The following is a 17,993-nucleotide window of genomic DNA, read 5'->3' on the forward strand; positions in this document are numbered from 1 at the left end:
GATATGGATTCCGAATCTCAATGCGAGTGGCTCGGCACGTCCGAGCCGCGGCAGCCCACCAGGAAGTCGAAATCGCAGCCCTCATCGGCCTGCAACACGTGCTCGACATAAAGCTTGCGATACCCGCTGCGATCGGCGGGAATGGGCTGCTGGTTCGCGGCCCACTCGTCGAGCCGCGCGACGATCGCCTCGTCGCTGATATCCACGCGCAGCACGCCCTTCTCGCAGTCCAGCTCGATCCAGTCGCCGTCGCGCACGATCGCGAGCGGGCCGCCCGCGCGCGCTTCAGGCGCCACGTGCAGCACCACCGTGCCGTACGCCGTGCCGCTCATGCGCGCATCCGAGACGCGCACCATGTCGGTCACGCCCTGCGCGAGCAGCTTGGGCGGCAGGCCCATGTTGCCCACCTCGGCCATGCCCGGATAACCCTTGGGCCCGCAGTTCTTCATGACGAGCACCGAATCGGCGGTAACGTCGAGATCGGGATCGCCGATGCGCGCCTTGTAGTCGTCGAAGTTCTCGAACACCACGGCAGGCCCGCGATGCTTCAACAGCTTCTGCGTGGCCGCCGACGGCTTCAGCACCGCCCCATTCGGCGCGAGATTGCCGCGCAGCACGCACAGCGCGCCGTCTTCCACGAGCGGATTGTCGAGCGGGCGAATGACTTCGGCATTGTGAATGGGCGCTTCGCGCACGTTTTCCCACAGCGTCTTGCCGTTGGCCGTGAGCGCATCGGGATGCGGCAGCAGGTTCGCTTCGCCGAGGCGCCGCAGCACGGCGGGCAAGCCGCCCGCGTAATAGAACTCCTCCATCAGAAAGCGGCCCGATGGCTGCAGGTCGACGATGGTCGGCGTACCTTGCCCGATGCGCGTCCAGTCGTCGAGTTCGAGCGGCACGCCGATGCGTCCCGCGATCGCCTTCAGATGGATCGCCGCATTGGTCGAGCCGCCGATCGCCGCGTTCGTGCGAATGGCGTTCTCGAACGCCGCGCGCGTGAGCAGCTTCGAGAGGCGCAGGTCTTCGAGCGCCATCTCCACGATGCGCATGCCCGACATGTGCGCGAGCACGTAGCGGCGCGCGTCCACCGCCGGAATCGCCGCGTTGTGCGGCAGCGTGACGCCCAGCGCTTCGGCCATGCACGCCATGGTCGAAGCCGTGCCCATGGTGTTGCAGGTGCCCGCCGAGCGCGACATGCCCGACTCCGCCGACATGAACTCGTGAATCGAAATCTTGCCCGCCTTCACCTGCTCGCTCAGTTGCCACACCACCGTGCCCGAACCGATATCGCGACCTTCGTGCTTGCCGTTGAGCATCGGCCCGCCGGTCACGGCAATCGCAGGCACGTCGCAACTGGCCGCGCCCATCAGCAGTGCGGGCGTGGTCTTGTCGCAGCCCACCAGCAGCACGACGGCATCGACCGGATTGCCTCGTATGGATTCCTCAACATCCATCGAAGCGAGGTTGCGTGTGAACATGGCCGTGGGCCGCAGGTTCGACTCGCCGTTCGAGAACACGGGAAACTCGACAGGAAATCCGCCGGCTTCGTAGATGCCTCGTTTGACGTGCTCGGCGAGCTTGCGAAAATGCGCGTTACAGGGTGTGAGTTCCGACCACGTGTTGCAAATGCCGATAATCGGCTTGCCGGCGAACTCGTGATCCGGTATTCCCTGATTCTTCATCCAGCTCCGGTACATGAAGCCGTTTTTGTCCGTGGTGCCGAACCACGCGGCCGAGCGAAGCTTGGGCTTACGGGTGTTCATGGCTTTGCCCACTTAGTGAGAAAGTCCTATAAATAGCATGACTATATGGACCGCGATTATCGGGAAAACGCTAATCGAATCCGTTTCGGCCGTTGCATATAGTTTGTCTATTGTGGTCAGCAGGGGCGGCTAACGGTATACCGAGAGGATATAACCGGAGGCCAGGGATGGCGCGATACTTCTCGTGATACTGTCCGGCCGTGATGGACGCGGGTGTAGCGCCATGAATTAAAGAAATACAACGCGCAGAGCTACATCGGAGACACGCATGAAACTGGCAACACGCATGGTAAGCGGGTTGGTCGCTGCGGCGGCCGCTTTCTCGTTGGCGGCGGGTGTCGCACACGCCGAAGACAAGCAGATCACGCTAGGTTTTGCGCAGGTCGGCGCGGAAAGCGCCTGGCGCACGGCCAACACGGTGTCGGTCAAACAGGCCGCGAAAGACGCCGGCATCAACCTCAAGTTCTCGGACGCCCAGCAGAAGCAGGAAAACCAGATCAAGGCGATCCGCTCGTATATCGCGCAGAAGGTGGACGTGATCGCGTTCTCGCCCGTGGTGGAATCGGGCTGGGAGCCGGTGCTCCAGGAAGCCAAGCGCGCCAAGATTCCCGTGATCCTCACGGACCGCAACATCGACGTGAAGGACCAGTCGCTCTACGTGACGATGATCGGTTCGGACTTCATGGAAGAAGGCCGCCGTGCGGGCAAGTGGCTTGAAGATCACTACAAGGACAACCCCGGTCCGATCAATATCGTCGAGCTGCAGGGCACCGTGGGTTCCGCGCCGGCCAACGACCGTCACTCGGGCCTCATGGAAGTGATCAAGAACGATCCGAAGTTCAAGATCATCGCTTCGCAGAGCGGCGACTTCACGCTCGCCGGCGGCAAGCAGGTCATGGAAGCGTTCGCGAAGACGTATGGAAACAAGATCAACGTCGTCTACGCGCATAACGACGACATGGCGCTCGGCGCGATCCAGGCCATGGAAGAAGCCGGCATGAAGCCGGGCAAGGACATCAGCGTCGTGTCGTTCGACGCCACCAAGGGCGGCTTCCAGGCGATGATCGCCGGCAAAATGAACGTCGATGTGGAGTGCAGCCCGCTGCTCGGGCCGCAGCTCATGAGCGCCGTGAAGGACGTCGTGGCGGGCAAGCAGTTGCCCAAGCGCATCGTGACGAACGAAACGGTGTTCCCGGAGGACGTGGCGGCGCAGGTGCTCCCGTCGCGCAAGTACTAAACTTCGCTGCAAGCGGCGCGGCGTGCTTCGTAACCCTTAGTATTTAAAGGGTTTACATAGCACCCCGCGCGCTCTGGCCTCTTTCACGGTTGCCCATGAGCGTTTCCCCGATACTCGAAACCGTCGGTCTTACCCGAACCTTCCCCGGCGTGCGTGCGCTCGACCGGGTCGATTTTCGTCTGTACCCCGGCGAAATCCATACGCTGATGGGGCAGAACGGCGCCGGCAAGTCCACGCTCATCAACGTGCTGACCGGCGTGCACCAGCCCGAGGCCGGCGAAATACGCCTCGCGGGCGAGGCGGTGCACTTCCCGACGCCGCAGATGGCGGAAGCCGCCGGCATCCAGACGCTCTACCAGGAGGTCAATCTCTGCCCGAACCTCTCGGTGGCGGAGAACATTTTCGCGGGCCGCCAGCCGCGCAAGCGCGGCCTCGGCCTGATCGACTGGAAAACGATTCATCGCCGCGCGGAAGAAGCGCTGGCAGAACTGAATCTATCGCTCGACGTCACGCAGTCGCTCGACACCTACCCCATCGCCATGCAGCAGATGGTGGCAATCGCGCGCGCGGTGTCCGTCGATGCGCGCATCCTCATTCTCGACGAACCGACTTCGAGCCTCGACGAAGGCGAAGTCGCGCGCCTGTTCGAGGTGCTGCGCAAGCTGAAAGCGTCGGGCATCGCGATCCTGTTCGTCACGCATTTTCTCGAGCAGACCTACGCGATCTCCGATCGCATCACGGTGATGCGCAACGGCGAGCGCGAGGGCGAATATCTCGCCGCCGATCTGCCCGTGCAAACGCTGGTCGCGAAGATGGTGGGCCTGCAGAACGCGGGCGAGCGGCTCACGCAAGCCGAAGCCGCACACAGCGAAACGGCGGCAACGAACGCCGAACCGTACCTTGCGGCGCAAGGCGTGGCGCGCCGCGGCGTGCTCAATCCGCTCGATCTGGAAGTGCAGCCGGGCCAGATTCTGGGCCTCGCTGGCCTGCTCGGCTCGGGCCGCACGGAAACCGCGCGGCTGCTGTTCGGCGCGGACAAGGCCGATGCGGGCACGGTGCACATCAACGGCAAGGCCGTGAAGCTTTCTTCGCCGCGCGACGCCGTGCGCCACGGCATGGCCTATTGCCCCGAAGACCGCAAGAAGGAAGGCATCGTCGCCGATCTGTCGATCCGCGAAAACATCGTGCTCGCGCTGCAGGCGCAACTCGGCTGGTGGCGCATGATCCGGCGCTCGCGCCAGCGCGAACTGGCCAACGAATATATCGAGCAGCTCGGCATCAAGGCGCGCGACGCCGAGCAGCCCATCGGCCTACTCTCGGGCGGCAACCAGCAGAAGGTGCTGCTCGCGCGCTGGCTCGCGACCAAACCGCGTTTGCTGATCCTCGACGAACCGACGCGCGGCATCGACGTGGCCGCCAAGTTCGAGATCATGGACCGCGTGCGCGCGCTCTGCGCGAAGGGCCTCGGCATCCTGTTCATTTCGTCGGAGATCAGCGAGGTGGTGCGTGTCTCCGACCGCATCGCCGTGCTGCGCGACCGGCGCAAGGTGGCCGAGCTTTCGGGCGCGGCGCGCTCGGAGCACGAAGTCTACGACCTGATTGCCGGAGACCGTCGATGACGCGCCCCGCCCTGCCCGCCTGGCTTTCGCTCGTCATCCGGCATCCGCTGGTGTGGCCCGCGGTGACGCTCATCGCGCTGTTCGTCGTCGACGTCGTGCATCGCGGCAATTTCCTCTCGATCACGATGCTGGGCGGCCACCTGTTCGGCGCGCCCATCGACATTCTCATGCGTGCCGCGCCGCTCGTCGTGGTGTCGCTCGGCATGACGCTCGTGATCGCCACGCGCGGCATCGACATTTCCGTGGGCGCCGTCGTGGCGATCGCGGGTGCGGCGGCCGCCACGGTGCTCGCCGCCGATCCTTCGCGCGTGGGCCTGGCGTTCGGCGCGGCGCTCGCGGTGGGCCTGCTCGCCGGCATCTGGAACGGGCTGCTCGTCGCGTTCGTCGGCATGCAGCCGATCATCGCCACGCTCATCCTGATGGTGGCGGGCCGCGGCGTGGCGCAGCTGCTCACGGGCGGCCAGATCATCCCCATCGGCGCGCCCGGTTATCTGTTCGCGGGCGGCGGCTATTTCGCGCTGATCCCGTGCGCCGTGTGGATTGCGCTCGCCGTGACCGTGCTCACTGCCCTCATCGTCAACCGCACGGCGCTCGGCCTGTTCATCCGCTCGATCGGCGTGAATCCAGTGGCCGCGCGGCTTGCGGGCCTGTCGTCGCAAGCCGTGGTGTTCGGCGCGTATGCGTTCTGCGGCGTGACCGCCGCGATTGCGGGCATTCTCATCAGCTCGAACGTACGCAGCGCCGACGGCAATAACGCGGGCCTGCTGCTCGAACTCGACGCCATTCTCGCCGTGACGCTCGGCGGCACGTCGCTGCTGGGCGGGCGCTTCAGTCTCGCGGGCACGGTGCTCGGTGCGCTCATCATCCAGACGCTCACCTACACCACCTATTCGATCGGCGTGCCGCCCGAGGCCACGCTCGTCGTGAAGGCCGTGGTCGTGCTGCTCGTGTGCCTGATCCAGTCGCCCGCCGCGCGCACCTTCGCTTTTCAACAACTCAAACGCATCGCGCTCGCGCGCCGCGCGCGCGCCTGAGTCGCCATGCACCCATTCGGGGGAAGCCGAGCATGAACCGCCCTGCCCTGTCCTTTTCGAACACGCTCGCAGCGTGCCGGCGCGGCGCCACCCGCTTCGTCGATCCGCGCGTGCTGCCCATCGTCGTGACCGTCGTGCTGTTTGCCGTGCTGTTCGGCTTCGGCTCGGTCATGTACACCGGCTTCTTCTCGCTACAGGTGGCCTTCGGGCTGCTGGTCGACAACGCGTTCCTGCTGATCGTCGCCATCGGCATGACATTCGTGATCATCTCGGGCGGCATCGATCTTTCGGTGGGCGCCGTGGTCGCGCTCACGACGATCCTCTGCGCCGTGGGCACCGAGAAGCTGCACTGGCCCGTGCTCGTCGTCGTGCCGCTCGTGTTGCTCTGCGGCGCGCTCTATGGCGCGGCAATGGGTGCGCTGATCCACTTCTTCCGGCTGCAGCCCTTCATCATCACGCTCGCGGGCATGTTCCTCGCGCGCGGCACCTGCTTTCTCATCACCACCGAATCCATCCAGATCAACGACCCCGGTTTCCACGCGCTTTCCGAATTCAACATTCCGGTAGGCAGCGGCTCGCTCACCACGGGTTCGCTCACGGCCATCGCCATGCTTGCTGCCGGCATCGTCATCGCGCACTTCACGCGCTTTGGCCGCAACGTCTACGCGATCGGCGGCAACGAGCGCTCCGCGCTGCTCATGGGCCTGCCGGTGGCGCGCACCAAGATTGGCGTGTATGCGCTCTCGGGCTTTTGCTCGGCGCTCGGCGGCGTCGTGTTTACGCTCTACGTGCTGTCGGGCTACGGACTACAGGCGCAGGGCATGGAACTCGACGCCATCGCCGCGACGGTGATCGGCGGCACGCTGCTCACGGGCGGCGTGGGCTATGTGATCGGCTCGGTGTTCGGCGTGGGCATTCTGGGCACGATCCAGACGCTCATTACCTTCGACGGCACGCTCAGCTCGTGGTGGACGCGCATCGTGATCGGCGCACTCCTCTGCGCGTTCTGCCTCATGCAGCGCGCCACCGAGCGCCACGCCGCGCGCCGCAAGTCCACCGGCACCGGACGCGGCGCACCGCGCATCGCCCGTCCGCGCACGCAAGCCGCCGCGCCGATGGACCAGGCCAAGCTCGCCAGCCCGCCGCCGCACATGCAGGAGGCGAAAGGCGGTGCGTAAGCCGCTTGTCATGGACGATCCTCGCCACGGCAGGGCCTATGGAGTAGTTAGGGGTATACATGGATTAGGAGGCCTCATCACGCTGCACTAAGATTTTTGCGGTACCGTCGGCGCCTGGCGAACTCATGTTCGCTGCGGATGTCTCGCGCGTTCCCCCGGTACTGGCCAGTATCTGCACGCTTTTCGACGAAAAGTCGCCTACATCGACCACGATGACAAGACCGGAGGAAAACATGGCGCAGGATCGGGATGACGCAAAAGACGGTAAGAGCTTGATCGACACGGGCCGGCGCGGCCTGATGCAGGGTGCGGGACTGGGCGCGGCGCTTTCGCTGCTCGGTGCGGTGGGCGGCGGCGGCTTCATTTCCACGGCGCAGGCTGCCGAATCGGGCTTTCCTTCGCACAAGAAGTGGAAGATCGTGTTCGTCAATCACGTCACCACGAATCCGTTCTTCGTGCCGACGCAATACGGCATTCAGGACGCATGCTCGCTGCTCAACATGGACTACCAGTGGACCGGCTCGGCCACGTCCGACGCGGGCGAAATGGTGCGCGCCGTGAATGCCGCCATCGCCGCGAAGGCCGACGCGATCGCGGTGCCGATCGTCGACCCCACCGCCTTCGACAAGCCCATTCAGGCGGCGCTCGACGCGGGCATTCCGGTCTTCGCCTATAACGCCGACGCGCCGCGCGGCAAGAAGAACCCGCGCCTCGCCTATATCGGCCAGGACCTGTATCTCTCGGGCTACCAGATGGGCGAGCGCATCGTGAGCCTGATCGACAGCGGCCTCGTCGGTCTCTTCATCGCCACGCCTGGCCAGCTCAACATCCAGCCGCGTCTGGACGGCGCGAGCGACGCCATCAAGAAGTCCGGCAAGAAGATCGACATCCAGACCGTGGCCACGGGCGCGACCGTCAACGAAGAGCTTTCGAAGATCAAGTCGTTCTACCTCGGCCACCAGGACCTGAAGGGCATGTTCGCCGTGGATGCGGGCAGCACGCAGGGCGTCGCGCAGGTGATGAAGGAAAACAACCTGCCTTCGAAGGGCGTGCACGGCGGCGGCTTCGACCTCTTGCCGACCACGGTCCAGCTCATCCACGAAGGCTTTCTCGACTTCACGATCGACCAGCAGCCTTACGTGCAGGGCTTCTACACGGTGATGCAGGCGTTCGTCACGCTCGCCTCGGGCGGTCTGGTCGGCCCCGCCGACACCAACACGGGCCTGAAGTTCGTGACGAAGGAAACGGTCGAGCCGTACCTGAACACCTCGACGCGTTTCGAAGGCAAGACCACCAAGCCGCAAATCGTGCCGATGAGCGGTGCGATCAAGTCTTAACAAACAGCGCGTAACGAACGACGAGTGATGAACTCTGTGAACGAAACAGGCAAGGCTGAAGTCTCCGCGCGGGCTGCTGCCCGCCCGCGCGGGCAATGGCTCTCCGCGTGGGCGCCCGAGCTGCGCATTCTGCTCGTGGCGATGATCCTCGCGGCGTACTTCGAATTTTCCAACCGGGATTTCCTGCTCACCAACGCGAGTCTCGTCAACCTCTCGCAGTTCATCGCGCCGGTGGCGATCATCGCGTTCGGCGAAATCATGCTGATGATCGGCGGCGACATCGATCTGTCGGCAGGCATGGTGTTCGCCTTCGCGCCGTTCATGATGGTGTTCGCCAACGACGCGGGCGCGCCCATGTGGCTCGCCGTGATCGCGGGGCTCGTGGCCGCGGGCATCGTCGGCTTCGTGAACGGGGCCGTGACCGTGTGGCTGCGCCTGCCCTCGTTCGTCACGACGCTCGGCACGCTCTTCCTCATCAACGGCATCACGCTCACCATTTCGCGCGGCACGCCGGTGCAGACGCCGGGCTCGCCCGAGTTCGCGGCCTTCATGGGCGCGTGGGGCTATAGCGAGATCCTCTGGACGATCGCGATCGCGTTTGCCATGCACGTGCTGCTGCGCCACACGCGCTGGGGCCTGCATACACAGGCGGCCGGCGCGAATCCGATCGGTGCGAGCGAGGCCGGTATTCATGTGAACCGGCTGCGCCTCGGCAACTTCATCATTGCCGCCGTGCTCGCGGGCTTCACCGGCATTCTGGAAGGCTTTCGCATCACCTCGATCGACCCGCAGGCGGGCGGCAACCAGATCATGTTCCTCGCCGTGGCTTCGGCCGTGATCGGCGGCACGCCGCTCACGGGCGGCTCGGGCACGATCGTGGGCGGCCTGATCGGCGCGGCGGTGCTCGGCATTCTCAACGATGGCTTCACGCTCATCGGCATCAACGCGTTCACCTTCAACATCATCCTCGGCGCCGCGATTCTCGCCGCCATGGTCTTCAACATCCACGTTGGGCGCCTGCGCCGCAAAGGGAGCCGATGATGGACGAATCGCAAGCCTCCCCCGGCGGTGCAACCGCCACGGCCGACGCGCCGCTCGCGGTGCGGGGCGACAACATCGTCAAGCGCTTCGGCGCGGTGACGGCGCTCGACGGCGTGTCGCTCACGCTAGGCCGCGGCGAAATCCTCGGCATTCTCGGCGACAACGGCGCGGGCAAGTCCACGCTCGTGAAAATCCTCACGGGTTTTCATCAGCAAACGAGCGGCACGCTGCAGATCGACGGCAGCGAAACGCTGCTGCGCTCGGTGGACCATGCGCGCTCGCTCGGCATCGAATGCGTTTATCAGGACCTCGCGCTCGCCAATTCGCTGAGCATTTACCACAACATGTTCCTGAACCGCGAGATCGTGCGGCGCGGGCCCTTCAGACTGCTCGACCACAAGCAGATGCGCCAGCGCGCGGCACAGCTACTCGACGACATCGGCGTGCACGTGCCCTCCGTGGACCTGCCTGTGGAGCGGCTTTCGGGCGGTCAGCGCCAGGCGATCGCGGTGGCGCGCGCCGTGCATTCGAACGCAAAGATCCTGTTGCTCGACGAGCCGCTCGCCGCGATGGGAGCGCGCGAAGCGGGTCTCATCATCGATCTCATCATGCGTTTGAAGGAAAAAGGCGGCCTATCGATTATCATGATCATGCACAACTATGCGCAGACGCTCGATATTGCGGATCGCATCATGTTGATGCAGCGAGGCCGCGTGACATACGAGCAGCACAGCGCCAATACATCGGTGGCTGAACTGATGGATATCGTGCGGCGGGAATATCGGGCCATGCGCGCCACCAGCGCGTAATGGTTCCCACATACATGGGGGACGCTCCGATCGGGTAGCCCCCGGCCGGACAATCATGGATTACCGCAATCTAGAGAAACGCAAGAGCATGCACGCGCGCATCGTGCAGGAGCTCGGCATGCAGATCGTAGGCGGCACGCTGGCCCCCGGGCAGCGCCTGCCGCCCGAACCCACGCTGTGCGAAACCTACGGCGTGAGCCGCCCCGTGCTGCGCGAGGCCACGCGCGTGCTGGTCGCCAAGGGCCTCGTGGTTTCGAAGCCGCGCGTGGGCAGTGTCGTGCGGCCGCGCGAAGAATGGCACATGCTCGACCCCGACGTGCTCTACTGGACCGTCAACAGCATTCCCGAAGGCGAGTTCTTCCGCTCGCTCATGACCGTGCGGCAGATCATCGAACCCGCCGCCGCGGCGCTCGCCGCGATTTCAGCAAACGACGAAGACCGCGCCCGCATTACCGCGGCCTACGCGCGCATGGAGCAGGCGCAAACCGCTGCCGATCTGCTCGAGCCCGATCTGGAATTCCACCGCGCGATCATGGCGGCCACGCACAACAACATGCTGGCGTACATCGGCAACATGCTCTCGCTCGCGCTTTCCGAGTCGATCAAGCTCACGAGCCGCCATCCCAACACGCATGCGCTTTCGTTGCCGCGCCACAAGGCGATTCTCACGGCGATCGAGCACGGCGACGCGCTCGCGGCGCGGCAGGCGAGCGTCGTGCAGCTCGACAATGCGCGCGCCGATGCCAAGTCGATTCTGGGCGGGGCGGGGCTGGAAACCTGAGGCTCGCCGACTACTGACGCGCCGCCGCGCCAGCGGCGCATTGCGGCGCGTCGACGTGCCCTTCCCTCACACTGCGCGTTTGCTGCGGCGGTACTGGTCGAACAGCACCGCGAGCAGCAGAATGCCGCCGCGAATCAGGTACTGATAGAACGTCGGCACGTTCATGAGGCTCATGGCGTCCTGCACCGAGCCCATGATGAGCACGCCCACCAGCACGCCCGAGATCGTCGCCACGCCGCCCGTGAGCGACACGCCGCCCAGCACGCAAGCCGAGATCACGCCGAGCTCGAGACCCACCGAGGTCTTCGGGTCGCCGAGGCTCATGCGCGAGGCCAGCATCACGCCCGCAAAGCCCGTAATGAGCCCTTGCAGCACGAACACCGTGATCTTGATGCGCGTGACCGGCAGGCCGGCGAGACGCGCCGCTTCGCTATTGCCGCCCACCGCGAGCACGTTCTTGCCGAACACCGTCTTCTTGAGCAGGAAACCAAACACCACGAAACCGATGATGTTGCTCCAGATCGGGAACGAGATGCCGAGGAACGAGCCGCCGCCCAGATCGAAGAAGCGCTCTTCGGAGATCATCACGGCGTCGCCGTTCGAGGTGAGGAACGCGAGGCCGCGCACCGCTTCCATCATCGCGAGCGTGGCGATCAGCGAGTTGATCTTGAAGCGCGCGATCAGCACGCCATTGACGAGCCCGACCGCGCCGCCCGCGAGCACGCCCGCGATAATGCCGAGCAGCACGCTATGCGACTGCGTGATGACTGTGGAGGCTACGACGCCCGCGAACGCCACGATCGAGGCGACCGAAAGATCGACCTCGCCGAGCGCGAGCACGAACATCATCGTGACGGCGATCGAGCCGATCAGCGTGACGGAGAGCAGCAGGCCCTGAATGTTGCGGGTCGTGAGGAAGTCGGGCACCGTGGCGGATAGCACCGCGAACAGCACCACGAACACCACCGCGATGCCCGATTTGTTGATCATGTCCCAGGCCCGCGCGCGCTGGGGGGTAATCGGCGCGGCGGCTTCGTTGACGGTAGGCGTGCCCTGTGGCTGCATGGCTTCACTCATTTCTGGTTCATCGTTTCGGATCGGTCGCGAGCGTCGCTTGAAGACGTTTCAGACGCGACCGGCAAGGCAAAAAAACAGGCGTTAGCGCGGCAGCGCCATCTTGATCAGTTCGTCGGGCGAGGCTTCGGCCTTCGGCAGGCTGCCGGCAATCCGGCCTTCGCGCATGACGATGATGCGGTCCGAAACGCCGATCACTTCGGCCAGGTCGCTCGACACCATGATCACGGTCTTGCCCGCTTCGGCGAGCTCGTACAGCAGGTTGTAGATCTCGGCGCGCGCGCCCACGTCGATGCCGCGCGTGGGCTCGTCCATCAGGAACACCTCGATGCGTTCGGCGAGCCAGCGCGACAGAATCACCTTCTGCTGGTTGCCGCCCGAGAGCGTGCCGATGGCCGTGTCGCCGTTGCGCGTCTTGATCGCGAGTTTCTTGATGTAGTCCTGCGCGAGGTCGCGCTCGCGCCGCGCGTCGAGCAGGAAGCGCGCGGGGCTGAAGTGGCGGCGCGCGCTGATGTTGAGGTTGTCGGCCACCGAGGCGATCGCGACGATGCCTTCCTGCTTGCGGTCCTCGGGGCACAGGGCGAGGCCCGCGCGCACGGCGTCGCGGGGGCTGGCGAAATTGACGCGCTTGCCGTCGAGTTCGACGTGGCCCGCGCTGGCGCGCGTCGCACCGTAAATCAGCTTCATGAGTTCCGAGCGTCCGGCGCCCACGAGCCCGAAGAAGCCGACGATCTCGCCGCGCCGCGCCGTGAACGACACCGGCTCGGCCAGCCCGGGACCCAGCAGGCCCTTCGCTTCGAGCAGCACGTCTCCCGCTTCGCGCGCACGATAGCCGTACACGTCCTCGATCGAGCGGCCCACCATCGCCGCAATCAGACGATTGCGGTCGAGATCGGCCACCGAGTCGAACGTTTCGATGCGCTTGCCGTCACGGAACACCGTCACGCGGTCGCACAGCTCATAGACTTCGTCCATGCGGTGCGTGACGTAGATGATCGCGCGGCCGTCCGCGCGCAGCGCGTTGATGATGCGAAAGAGGTTCTCCGTCTCGCGCGCCGAGAGCGAGCTGGTCGGTTCGTCGAAGGCGATCACGCGCGCGTCGCGCATGAGCGCCTTGCCGATTTCGATCATCTGGCGCTGGCCGATGGAGAGGTTCTTCACCGGCGTGCGCGGATCGATGCGCTCGCCAAGCCGCTTGAGTTCATCCATCGCGCGCTTGACGAGCGTGCCTTCGTCGAGCACGCCGAGGCGATTGGGCAACCGCCCGAGCATCAGGTTTTCCGCCACCGTCAGCTCGGGCACGAGATGCAGTTCCTGATAGATGATCGCGATACCCGCTTCGAGCGCCGCCTTGGTGGTCGTGAAACGGTGCTCCACGCCACCCAGCTCGAGCGTGCCTTCCTGCGGCTGGTTCACGCCCGAGAGCACCTTGAGCAGCGTGGATTTGCCCGCGCCGTTCTCGCCCATCAAGCCGTGTACTTCGCCGGCACGCACTTCCAGCGCCACGCGGTCGAGCGCGCGCACGCCCGGGAAGCTCACGGTAATGCCGTCGAGCTCCAGATACGCGCGATTCCCCTGTTGAGCGCCCTTCACCGCGTTCGCCTGAACGTTCGCGTCAGTCATGGTTTCAGTCATTGCATCCCTGCCCTTTGCTTCGCCTCAGTCTTCTACGCAGTGCTTAGATACCCAGCTCGCTGCGCACGGCCGTCCAGTTGTCGCGCGTCATCAGCTTGCCGGTGGTCTGCGTGTCGGCGGCCGGCTGCTTGCCGTCGCGGATCCACTCGACGAGGTTCTCGGCGCTTTCCTTGCCGTGGTTCGTCGAGCTCACGGCGATCGTGCCGTAGAAGCCCGTAGGCTGCTTCTTCTGGAACTCGGCGAACGCTTCGCCTGCGCCGTTGATGCCCACGCCGATTACGTCAGCCGACGGGATGTGCAGCTGTTCGGTCGCGCGCACGGCGCCCAGCACGCTTTCTTCGTTGAGCGCGAACACGACCCACTTCTTGATGTTCGGATGCTGGGCGAGCACCGGCGACGCCGCGTTGAAGCCGCCTTCGTCGTCGGTGGTCTTTTGCGGCGCGTCGAAGATGTTTTCCTTCTTGAAGCCGCCGGCCAGCAGCGACTGCGTCGCGCCGTCCGTGCGCAGCTTCGCCGTCGGCAGTTCATAGTCGGTGATACGCAGCGCACCCACTTCTTCCGGCTTCCAGCCGCGGCGCTTCATTTCGTCGGTGATCGCCTGGCCGACCTGATTGCCGATCTTGAGCGCCGACATGCCGAGGTGCGGCACGCTGCCGAGCGGCTTGCCCGACGAGTCGACGAGCTGGTCGTCCACCGTCACGAACTTCATGTTGTAGCGCTTGGCGCGCGCCTGGATGGCCGGTCCGAGACGCACGTCCGGCGCGCAGATCACGAAGCCTTGTGCACCTTGCGCGCCGAGGTTGTCGATGGCGGCGAGCACCTTCTCGCCGTCCGGCGTGCCGATGTTCACCACCGAGAAGTTCTCCTTCTGGCCGAGCGCCGTGGCGGCCTTCTGCTCGTTGATGAACCATGCCTGTTCCGGCATCTTCACGAGGAAGCCGATCTTCACGGGCGAGTCGGCGTGCGCCGCCACGTTCATGCCGAGCGGGGCGATGCACATCGCCGCGAATGCGGCACGAAGGGTCAAACGGCGGATCTTGCTGGTCATGCTCCTGTCTCCTCAGGTGTGGTGTGCTGCGTGTGTAATGCTTAAAGGAAGCGTCTTTAATGCCCGAAGGCCTCGACTTCGACGTGCCTGCCGAGCAGGAACGCGTCCGCCACGAGGCGCAGCGGGCGCACGTCCACGTCGTCGGTGCCGTGGGCGATCAACCAGTGAAAACGCTCATAGAGCGCCGAATATTCCCGTTCCGCGTCGAGCGCGACCGGCTCGCCCGCAATCGCGAGGCGCTTGCCGCCTTCCGCGATCGAGAGCAGGCCGTCCGTGGTTTCCACATCGATTTCCCATTGCTCGACCGGACCGTGGCGCCAGTCGAACTCCGCGCGCACGGGCACGCCATCGGTGTCGATGCAGTCGAGTTCCGCCGCGATCGGCGTCGAGCAATCGCTCGGCACATGCAGCGTCGCGCCCTGCAGCAGCACTTCGCGCGGCAGGATGCGCGTGACGATCGAAAGCGCGTTGATGCCCGGATCGAACACGCCGAGGCCGCCCGGTTCCCAGATCCACTGCTGACCCGGATGCCAGCGGCGCACGTCCTCCTTCCAGCGCACGTGCACGGCGCGAATGGTGCGCTCGGCGAGCCACGCGCGCGCGGGTTCGACGGCGCTCGCGCAGCGCGAATGCCACGTGGTGAACAGCGTGCGGCCGCGCTTTTGCGCGAGTTCGCGCAGCGCCTCGACTTCGCTCACGCTCGCACCGGGCGGCTTTTCGAGCATGACGTGCTTGCCCGCTTCGAGCGCGGCGCGCGCCTGCGCGTAGCGCACCTGCGGCGGCGCGCACAGCGAGACGGCGTCGAGATCGGACTCGGCGGCCAGCAGCGCACCGATGTCCTTGTAGTTGCGCACGTTCTCGACCTGCGCGTTGCGGCTCGCGCCCGCGACGAGTTCGAAGCCCGGATTGCCCGCGATGGCGGGCAGATGCTGGTCGCGCGCAATCTTGCCGACGCCGACGATACCCAACGTATAGGACGCTTTCATGACGTATCTCCGCCCCTTCTTTTCAGGGAGATTTTTTATTCTGCATGACGAATGATCTACTTACCCCAGCGCAGCACCAGCGGATCGAGGCGGCGCGCAATGTCGATCAGCTCGGCGCGCGTCGCGGGATGCATCGCGGGCAGCGGGTGGCGCGGCAGTTCGCACTCGATCACGCCGCCTTCCTTCATCAGCGACTTGCAGGCGAGCATGCCCGCCTGGCGGTTTTCGTGATTGATGAGCGGCAGCCACTTCTGGTATAGCGCGAATGCGTCGTCGGCGCGGCCTTCGCGGTGGGCGACGATAATCGGGCGAATGCCGTCCGGGAAGCCGCCGCCCGTCATCGAGCCGGTCGCGCCGGCGTTCAGGTCCGCGAGCAGGGTGATGGCCTCTTCGCCGTCCCACGGGCCTTCGACGGCTTCGCCCGCCAGCTTGATCAGCTCGCGCAGCTTGTTCGCCGCGCCCGGCGTTTCGATCTTGAAGTACGAGACCTGCTCGATTTCGCGGGCCATACGCGCGAGGAACGCGGCGGAGAGCACCGTGCCGCTCGCGGGTGCGTCCTGGATCATGATCGGAATGTCGATCGCGTCGGACACGCGCGCGTAGAAGTCGTAAATCTGCTGCTCGGGCACGCGGAAGGTCGCGCCGTGATACGGCGGCATGAGCATCACCATCGCCGCGCCCTGCTCCTGCGCGCGCTTGCTGCGTGCGGCGGCAACCGGCGTACCGTAGTGCGTGGTCGTCACGATCACGGGCACGCGGCCCGCCACGTGCTCGAGCACGGTGCGCGTGATGAGTTCGCGCTCGTCGTCGGAGAGCGAGAACTGCTCCGAGAAGTTCGCGAGAATGCACAGGCCGTCGGAACCGGCGTCGATCATGAAATCGACGGCGCGCTTCTGGCTGGCCAGATCCAGTTCGCCGGTTTCGGTGAACGTGGTCGGCACGACGGGGAAAATGCCCCGGAAGCGGGGCGTACGGCTCGTAGTCATGTCTTCAGTCCTGCTTGAGAAAGGGTGTCAGGCCGCGCCTTCACGATTCGCTCGCCAGCTCTGCAGTGCTGCGGCGAGGCGTGCGCAGCACCGCGCGCACGGCGAACGTCACGAGCACCGCGAACACCAGCGTGGCCGCGAGAAAGTAAAGCCCGGCCGCCAGGCTGCCCGTCGCGTCCTTGATGAGCCCGATGCCATAGGGGCCGAGATAGCCGCCGAGGTTCGCGAGCGAGTTGATCGTCGCGATCCCCACGGCCGCGCTCGCGCCGGTGAGGAACTCGCCGGGCAGCGCCCAGACCACGGCCTGAATCGAGTAGATCGAAAATGCGGTCAGGCAGATGAACAGCAGTTGCAGCGCCGGCGCGTGAAACCACGCGCTCGCGGCCATCGTCAGCGCCGCGACGCCCGAGACCACGACGATGTGGCCGTAGCGTTCGCGATGCTTGTCCGAATGGCGCGGCACGATCAGCAGGCCCGCTACCGCGAACAGATACGGCACCGCGGAAAGCAGGCCCGCCGTGGAATCGCTCACGCCGAACGCCTTGATAATGGTAGGCAACCAGAGCGACAAACCATAGATGCACAGCGGAAACGGCAGGAACAGCAGCGCAAGCAGCAGCACGCGGCGGTCCTTGAGCGCGCTAAACGGGTTGCGATGCGTGTCGAGCTGGTAGGCCCGCTGGTCGGCGGCGAGTTCGCGCGCGATCCAGCGGCGCTCGGTGTCGTCGAGCCAGGGTGCGTGCGCGGGCGATTCGGGCAGCAGACGCAGCGTGGGAATGCACAGCAGCACGGCAGGCAGGCCGCTCACGACGAAAAGCGTCTGCCAGTTCGACATGCCGAAAAAGCCGTGCGTTTCGAGCAGCGCGCCCGCGATCGGGCCCGTGACGATGCCGGCAATGGGCTGCGCGAGCACGAGCAGGCCGATCACGCGCGCGCGGTGCCGCATGGGAAACCACTGCGTGAGGAAATACAGAATGCCGGGATAGAGACCGGCTTCGGCCGCACCCAGCAGGAAGCGCAGCGCGTAGAAGCTCTTCGGGCCGCTCACGAGCGCCATCAGCATCGTGATCACGCCCCACGTGAAGAGGATGCGCGCAAACCACACGCGCGCGCCGAAGCGCGCGAGTGCGAGATTGCTCGGCACTTCGCAGAGGAAATAACCGATGAAGAAGAGGCCTGCGCCCAGGCCGTAGGCGGCGTCGGAAAGGCCCACGGCCGCGTTCATGTGCAGCTTCGCGAAGCCGACCACGGTGCGATCGACGTACGCCACCACATAGATCAGCGCGAGAAAAGGCAAAAGCCGGCGCGCGATATGGCCGACGATGTGCTTTTCCTCGCTGCTGGCGCTTGCCAGTGCAGCGGGGCTTTCGTGTTGCAGCACCTGCGGGTTCGTCATCGTGTCTCCAAGCCCATTTCTTCTCTTTTGCCGCGCTCAGGGCGCCGGCGCGCCCTGGCTCATTGCATCAAC

At 65.3% G+C, this 17,993-nt stretch carries 15 protein-coding genes; 8 read left to right on the plus strand and 7 right to left on the minus strand.

The annotated features are described in order from the left end of the window. Positions 1 to 17: 17 nt before the first annotated feature. Complete coding sequence (locus tag AB4Y35_RS31300; RefSeq protein WP_368707452.1) at positions 18 to 1,760, minus strand: IlvD/Edd family dehydratase; 1,743 nt, start codon at positions 1,758 to 1,760, stop codon at positions 18 to 20. Positions 1,761 to 2,046: 286 nt separating this feature from the next. Between AB4Y35_RS31300 and AB4Y35_RS31305 the strand changes: the two genes are divergently transcribed. The 8 genes from AB4Y35_RS31305 to AB4Y35_RS31340 all read left to right on the plus strand — a co-directional run bounded on the left by AB4Y35_RS31305 (position 2,047) and on the right by AB4Y35_RS31340 (position 10,796). Continuing rightward, entirely contained in the window at positions 2,047 to 2,997 is a 951-nt protein-coding gene (locus tag AB4Y35_RS31305; RefSeq protein ID WP_246088916.1) for an ABC transporter substrate-binding protein, read from the plus strand. A gap of 95 nt (positions 2,998 to 3,092) precedes the next feature. Then, positions 3,093 to 4,616 carry a sugar ABC transporter ATP-binding protein gene (locus AB4Y35_RS31310; protein WP_368707453.1) on the plus strand — a complete coding sequence of 508 codons (1,524 nt, stop codon included), beginning with the start codon at positions 3,093 to 3,095 and terminating at the stop codon, positions 4,614 to 4,616. After that, the gene (locus AB4Y35_RS31315) at positions 4,613 to 5,650 is read left to right on the plus strand and encodes an ABC transporter permease (protein ID WP_342922938.1); all 1,038 of its coding nucleotides are present in this window, start codon (positions 4,613 to 4,615) and stop codon (positions 5,648 to 5,650) included. Before AB4Y35_RS31310 ends, AB4Y35_RS31315 begins: the two co-directional genes overlap by 4 nt. A gap of 32 nt (positions 5,651 to 5,682) precedes the next feature. Further along, complete coding sequence (gene yjfF, locus AB4Y35_RS31320) at positions 5,683 to 6,828, plus strand: galactofuranose ABC transporter, permease protein YjfF (RefSeq protein ID WP_368707454.1); 1,146 nt, start codon at positions 5,683 to 5,685, stop codon at positions 6,826 to 6,828. Between the two features lie 233 nt (positions 6,829 to 7,061). Continuing rightward, complete coding sequence (locus tag AB4Y35_RS31325; RefSeq protein WP_110382594.1) at positions 7,062 to 8,165, plus strand: sugar ABC transporter substrate-binding protein; 1,104 nt, start codon at positions 7,062 to 7,064, stop codon at positions 8,163 to 8,165. A gap of 27 nt (positions 8,166 to 8,192) precedes the next feature. After that, complete coding sequence (locus AB4Y35_RS31330) at positions 8,193 to 9,206, plus strand: ABC transporter permease (RefSeq protein WP_368707455.1); 1,014 nt, start codon at positions 8,193 to 8,195, stop codon at positions 9,204 to 9,206. Beyond that, the gene (locus AB4Y35_RS31335) at positions 9,206 to 10,015 is read left to right on the plus strand and encodes an ATP-binding cassette domain-containing protein (RefSeq protein ID WP_368707552.1); all 810 of its coding nucleotides are present in this window, start codon (positions 9,206 to 9,208) and stop codon (positions 10,013 to 10,015) included. Before AB4Y35_RS31330 ends, AB4Y35_RS31335 begins: the two co-directional genes overlap by 1 nt. 55 nt (positions 10,016 to 10,070) lie before the next feature. After that, positions 10,071 to 10,796, plus strand: coding sequence for a FadR/GntR family transcriptional regulator (locus AB4Y35_RS31340; RefSeq protein ID WP_110854758.1), 726 nt, complete (start codon positions 10,071 to 10,073; stop codon positions 10,794 to 10,796). Positions 10,797 to 10,862: 66 nt separating this feature from the next. Here the strand turns inward: AB4Y35_RS31340 and araH are convergent, their stop codons facing one another. The 6 genes from araH to AB4Y35_RS31370 all read right to left on the minus strand — a co-directional run bounded on the left by araH (position 10,863) and on the right by AB4Y35_RS31370 (position 17,921). After that, complete coding sequence (araH, locus tag AB4Y35_RS31345; RefSeq protein ID WP_368707456.1) at positions 10,863 to 11,873, minus strand: L-arabinose ABC transporter permease AraH; 1,011 nt, start codon at positions 11,871 to 11,873, stop codon at positions 10,863 to 10,865. Between the two features lie 81 nt (positions 11,874 to 11,954). Next, a complete protein-coding gene (gene araG, locus AB4Y35_RS31350; RefSeq protein ID WP_368707457.1) occupies positions 11,955 to 13,493 on the minus strand; it encodes an L-arabinose ABC transporter ATP-binding protein AraG in 1,539 nt (512 codons plus the stop codon). A 55-nt stretch (positions 13,494 to 13,548) separates the two neighbouring features. Further along, positions 13,549 to 14,553 carry an arabinose ABC transporter substrate-binding protein gene (locus AB4Y35_RS31355; RefSeq protein WP_324151162.1) on the minus strand — a complete coding sequence of 335 codons (1,005 nt, stop codon included), beginning with the start codon at positions 14,551 to 14,553 and terminating at the stop codon, positions 13,549 to 13,551. Between the two features lie 56 nt (positions 14,554 to 14,609). Next, positions 14,610 to 15,539, minus strand: coding sequence for a Gfo/Idh/MocA family protein (locus AB4Y35_RS31360; RefSeq protein WP_368693731.1), 930 nt, complete (start codon positions 15,537 to 15,539; stop codon positions 14,610 to 14,612). Between the two features lie 56 nt (positions 15,540 to 15,595). Further along, on the minus strand, positions 15,596 to 16,525 hold the full coding sequence (locus AB4Y35_RS31365) for a dihydrodipicolinate synthase family protein (protein WP_368707458.1): 930 nt from the start codon (positions 16,523 to 16,525) through the stop codon (positions 15,596 to 15,598). A 40-nt stretch (positions 16,526 to 16,565) separates the two neighbouring features. Continuing rightward, complete coding sequence (locus AB4Y35_RS31370; protein WP_368707459.1) at positions 16,566 to 17,921, minus strand: MFS transporter; 1,356 nt, start codon at positions 17,919 to 17,921, stop codon at positions 16,566 to 16,568. Positions 17,922 to 17,993 lie beyond the last annotated feature (72 nt).

The sequence above is a fragment of the Paraburkholderia sp. EG286A genome, assembly GCF_040965375.1.
Taxonomy (GTDB): Bacteria; Pseudomonadota; Gammaproteobacteria; order Burkholderiales; family Burkholderiaceae; genus Paraburkholderia.